Source organism: Pseudomonas sp. LA5 (assembly GCF_028640825.1).
Lineage (GTDB): Bacteria > Pseudomonadota > Gammaproteobacteria > Pseudomonadales > Pseudomonadaceae > Chryseomonas > Chryseomonas aestiva.
This window is the reverse complement of the sequence record NZ_JAQYZY010000047.1, coordinates 1-5,120: the sequence shown is the minus strand read 5'-3', so window position 1 is coordinate 5,120 and position 5,120 is coordinate 1. Positions and strand designations below refer to the sequence as shown.

Annotated in this window: 3 protein-coding genes; all 3 read right to left on the bottom strand. The window is 66.0% G+C overall.

What is annotated here, in order from left to right:
- Positions 1-52: 52 nt before the first annotated feature.
- Positions 53-3,190, bottom strand: a complete 3,138-nt coding sequence (locus PVZ72_RS16780) for a CusA/CzcA family heavy metal efflux RND transporter (RefSeq protein ID WP_273862521.1) — start codon at positions 3,188-3,190, stop codon at positions 53-55.
- A 9-nt stretch (positions 3,191-3,199) separates the two neighbouring features.
- Complete coding sequence (locus PVZ72_RS16775) at positions 3,200-4,468, bottom strand: efflux RND transporter periplasmic adaptor subunit (RefSeq protein ID WP_371099833.1); 1,269 nt, start codon at positions 4,466-4,468, stop codon at positions 3,200-3,202.
- Between the two features lie 47 nt (positions 4,469-4,515).
- Positions 4,516-5,120 (bottom strand): TolC family protein (locus PVZ72_RS16770; protein ID WP_273862525.1); only part of this gene is annotated, 605 nt, incomplete at its 5' end.

The window sequence follows — 5,120 nt, the reverse complement described above, 5'->3', positions numbered from 1 at the left end:
CACTCTAGAGGGGCGCGGCTAACGCCAGGATGAGCCGCGCATTACAATCCTGTCATCCTGCCGGGGGCTGTTCGCGACGGCGCAGGACGCTGTGGTAGAGCGCAGGCAAGACCAGCAGTGTCAGGGCAGTGGAGGACAGGATGCCGCCGATCACCACGGTCGCTAGCGGGCGTTGTACCTCCGCCCCGGTGCCGGTGGCCAAGGCCATGGGAATGAAGCCCAACGAGGCCACCAGCGCAGTCATCAGCACCGGCCGCAGGCGGACCAGCGCGCCCTCGCGCACGGCGATATCCAGCGGCTTGCCCTCCTCCAGCAGGCCACGGATGAAGGAGACCATCACCAAGCCATTGAGCACTGCGACGCCCGACAGTGCGATGAAGCCCACACCGGCCGAGATCGACAAGGGAATGTCCCGCAACCACAACGCCAATACCCCGCCCGTCAAGGCGAAGGGAATGCCGGTAAAGACCACGAGGCCGTCGCGCAGATTGCCGAACATCATGAACAGCAGCACGAACACCAGCAGCAGCGCTACCGGAACCACGAGTTGCAGTCGGGCGGCGGCAGCTTGCAGCTGCTCGAATTGACCGCCCCAGCTGGTCCAGTAGCCTGCTGGAATCCGCACCTGGTCCGTGATGGCGGCGGTGGCATCCGCCACGAAGCTACCCAGGTCCCGATCCCGCACATTGGCACTGACGATCACCAGGCGCTTGCCGTCTTCACGGCTGACCTGATTCGGCCCAAGCACCGTTTCCAGGCGCGCCACATCGGCCAGCGGGATGAACTCGACACGGCCTTCCACCGCAGGCAATGGAATGGGCAAGCGCGCCAGCACCGCCGGGTCGCTGCGCAGGGCCTCCGGTAGGCGGATCATCAGATCGAAGCGGCGGTCGCCCTCGAAGAGCGTGCCAGCCTTGCGTCCACCGAGCGCCGTTGCGACCACATCCTGGATATCACCGACATTGAGGCCGTAGCGCGCGGCTCGCTCACGATCGATCTGCACACTCAGCAGCGGTAGCCCACCGGTCTGCTCCACCTTCACCTCGGCGGCGCCTTGGACCTTCTGCAGCACCCTGGCAATGTCCGCAGCGGTCTTGTTCAGCACCGCCATGTCGTCGCCGAAGACCTTGACCGCCACATCGCTGCGCACCCCGGAAATCAGCTCGTTGAACCTCAGCTGGATCGGTTGCGACAGCTCATAGTTGCTACCGGGCACACGCGCAGCTGCCGCCTCCAGTTCGGCCATCAGCTGCTCGCGGGACTTGCCTGGATCGGGCCACTGCGCCTGCGGCTTGAGCATCACATAGCTGTCGGAGATGTTCGGCGGCATCGGATCCGCGGCGATCTCGGCGGTGCCGGTACGCGCGAAAACCCGCTCCACCTCGGGTACCTGATCCAGGATGGAACGCTCCAGGCGTTGCTGCATGTCCACCGATTGCCCCAGGCCGGTACCGGGCACTCTGAGCGCCTGCAGCGCGAAATCACCCTCGCTCAAGCTGGGTACGAACTCACTGCCCAGGCGCAGGGCCAATAGCACCGTCAGCACCACGCTCAGGCCAGCGCCGGCGAAAATCAGTGGCCGCCGACGCATGGCTGCATCCAGCGCGACGGCATAGCCGCGCCGCGCCGCGCTCATCAGTCGATTGTCCTTTTCCTGCACGCGACCCGTGACGAACAGCGCCACGGCCGCAGGGACGAAGGTGATGGACAGCAGCATGGCGCCCACCAAGGCGATCACCACGGTAAAGGCCATGGGATGGAACATCTTGCCTTCCACACCCGTCAGGGCGAACACCGGCAGATAGACCACCATGATGATCAGCTGCCCGAAAATGAGCGGCCTCCGCGCCTCGCGCGCGGCGGCGAACACCTCCTGAAAGCGCTCCCTGCGGTCGAGCACCCGACCGTGCCGCTCCTGGGCATGCGCCAGCCGGCGGATGGCATTCTCCACGATCACCACGGCGCCATCGACGATGATGCCGAAGTCGAGCGCGCCCAGACTCATCAGGTTGGCGCTGACCCGATTCGCCGCCATGCCGCTGAAGGTGAAGAGCATCGAGAGCGGAATCACCAGCCCGGTAATCAGCGCTGCGCGCAGATTGCCGAGGAAGACGAAGAGCACGGCGATGACCAGCAGCGCACCTTCCACGAGATTCTTGCGTACCGTGGCGATCGCCTTGTCCACCAGCGTGGTGCGGTCGTACACGGCGATCGCCTGCACCCCTTCCGGCAGGTTGCGATTGATCTGCGCCAGGCGCTTGGCCACTGCCAGCGCCACCTCGCGGCTGTTCTCGCCCACCCGCATGAAGACGGTGCCAAGCACCGCCTCCTCGCCATTTTCGGTAGCCGCCCCAGCGCGTGACTCCTGCCCTACCCCTACGCTCGCGACATCCCGGATCCGCACCGGGATGCCGTCCACGGTTGCGAGCACGATGGTGGCGATGTCCTCGACAGAGGCGAGCTGCCCCGGTACCCGGATCACCAGCTGCTCCCCGGCGCGCTCGATGAAACCGGCGCCGACGTTGGCGTTGTTTCGCTCGAGCGCCACCGCCACTTGCTCCAGGGTGATGCGGTAGCCGGCCAGCCGCTTGGGATCGGGCGCGATCTGATACTCCTTGGCATAACCGCCAATGGTGTTGACTTCCGCCACCCCGGGTACGGTGCGCAACTGGGGTTTGACGATCCAGTCCTGGATCTCGCGCAGATCGGTGAGCGTATAGGCTTCGCCATCAGCCCGGCGCGCCTGGGGCGCGGCCTTCACCGTCCAAAGGAAGATTTCCCCAAGCCCTGTGGACAGCGGCCCCAGATTGACTTCCACGCCCTCCGGCAGGGCCTCGCGCGCGCCCTGCAGGCGCTCGCTCACCTGCTGGCGGGCGAAGAACAGATCCGTCCCGTCGGCGAAAATGACGCTGATCTGGGCAAAGCCCGAACGCGACAAGGAACGGGTCCGCTCCAGCCCTGGCAGGCCGGCCATGGCCGTTTCCAGCGCATAGGTGACCCGCTGCTCGACCTCCAGCGGCGAGGCACCCGGTACCTCGGCGTTGATCTGCACCTGGACGTTGGTGATGTCCGGTACCGCATCGATGGGCAGGTGTCGATAGCTGTAGATCCCCAGTGCAGCGATGCCGAGCGTGGCAAGCAGCACCAGCCAGCGCTGCTCGATGGCGAAGCGAAGAATACGTTCGAACATGATGCGCCCTTAGTGGGAGTGCTCGGCCGAGCCCTTGCCCAGTTCCGACTTGAGAATGAAGCTGCCGCGGTCGGCCACTACCTGGCCGGCGCTCAAGCCCTGACGAATCTCTGTGCGCTCACCGTCCCGGACCCCGGTGACCACGGGTGTCGCCTGAAAGCCGTCTGCCGTCCGGACGAACACCACGGTGCGATCCTCCACGACATGCACGGCGCCATTGGGCACGCCAAGTACCTTGGCCTGTCGCTCGTCATCGAGCCGCACCGTAACGAACAGACCCGGGCGCCAGGCGCCCGCCGGATTGGCTAGGGTGACGCGCGCGGTCGCCGCCCGGGTCTGTTCGCCCAGCAGATTGCCAACATGCGCCACGGTGCCCTCGGTGCGGCTATCCAGCTCACCCGCGAGTACCTCCACCTTTCGGCCAACGGTGACTCGATCGAGGTCACGCGCAGGAACGGCGAACGTGGCCCAGACGCGGGACAGGTCGGTGAGCGTGAAGAGGTTGCTGGCTTCGTCCACCCGCTCACCCAGGACCAGGTGCTTCTCCACCACCACGCCGTCGAAGGGCGCGCGCAGCTGGTAGCGACTGCCGCCCTGAGCGGAGGCTGCTCCACCCAAGGCCTGTGCTTTTTGACGGGCGTTGCGTACAGCAATCTCGGCTTCCTGCAGTGTCTGCCGCGCCTGCAGTAGATCCTGCTCGGCGCTGATCCGCTCCTGCCAGAGGTTCTGCTCGCGGGCATACAGGGTGCGCGCCAGTTGCAGCCGCTGCTGCGCGGTCGCCAGCTCGCTGCGCACCTCGGAAAGCTGCTCGCTGGCAATGACTGCTAGCACCTGTCCCTTGCGCACCCGGTCTCCAAGATTCGCCTTCACCTCCTCGACGACGCCGGGCGTACGGGACACCACGTGAGCGGTACGATCTTCATCGAAGCGAATCTCGCCCGGAAGACTCAAAGAGGCGCCAACGCTCACCGGCGTGACCACCTGGGTTTCGATGCCGGCTGCTCGAATCTGCTCTGCGCTCAGCTCGACTTCGCCTTCGGCATGCGTCTCTTCGCCGTCGCCATGGGCGCCCTCGTTCGCGTCATGGCCGTCTTTGCCTTCGTCCAGATCAGGGCGAGGCTGGGTCGCCTCAGCCTTGGCATCTGCCGATTTCGTTAGGGGGGCAGCGGGTTCGGGGTGGTCGTGACCGGTACCCGCCTGAATGGTACTGAATGGCAGCCCACCGCCAATTACTGCAATCAGCAGCGGCCGCAGCAGTCTCGGCCTGAATGAAGTCATGGTCATGCAAGAACTCCGCACCCGGTCTGATCCCGGGATCTGTAGCGTCATGGGGAAGTGAAGAGCGGGCCATGGAGGCGTTCGAGGCGAGCCCAGGCGGCGATCTGCGCCCGCTGGGCGAGCAGGTACTGCCCCCGCGCCGCAATGAGGACGCGCTGGGCTTCGAGCACATCCAGCTGGGCAAAACGACCCAGCGAGAAGCCGCGCGTGAGGTCATCGACCGTGCGCTGGCCCGCTGGCAGAACGCGGTTGCGCAGGTCGTCGACGTCAGCCGATGCGCTACGCCAGTCGCGCAGTGCCTGAAGGGTTTCGGCCTGAACCTGCAGCTCGGTCGCTCGCTGGAGATCGCGGGCCTGATCGGCACGACTGGAGGCCGCGAGCAGGTTGCCCTGGTTGCGATCGAACAGCGGCAGCGGAAGCGAGAAGCCCACCAGATTGACCCGCTCCCCCTCAAGCTCGTCGTACTGACTGCCAAGGCTCACCCGCACGTCCGGATAGCGCTGGCTGCGCTGCAGATCGACGTCGGCATCCCCGGCGGCGACCTGCCGCCGGGCCTTGAGCATCGCCGGCGTCTGGCGGATGGCCTGCAGCAGCCGGGCTTCGCCGGGAGGTGCGGGCAGACGATCCAGGTCACCGACCGGCTCACCGAGCT

What these genes read in the sequence shown, in the direction of transcription:
- PVZ72_RS16775 (WP_371099833.1), bottom strand. Translation starts at nt 4,468, where the DNA reads ATGACTTCATTCAGGCCGAGACTGCTGCGGCCGCTGCTGATTGCAGTA.
- PVZ72_RS16780 (WP_273862521.1), bottom strand. Translation starts at nt 3,190, where the DNA reads ATGTTCGAACGTATTCTTCGCTTCGCCATCGAGCAGCGCTGGCTGGTG.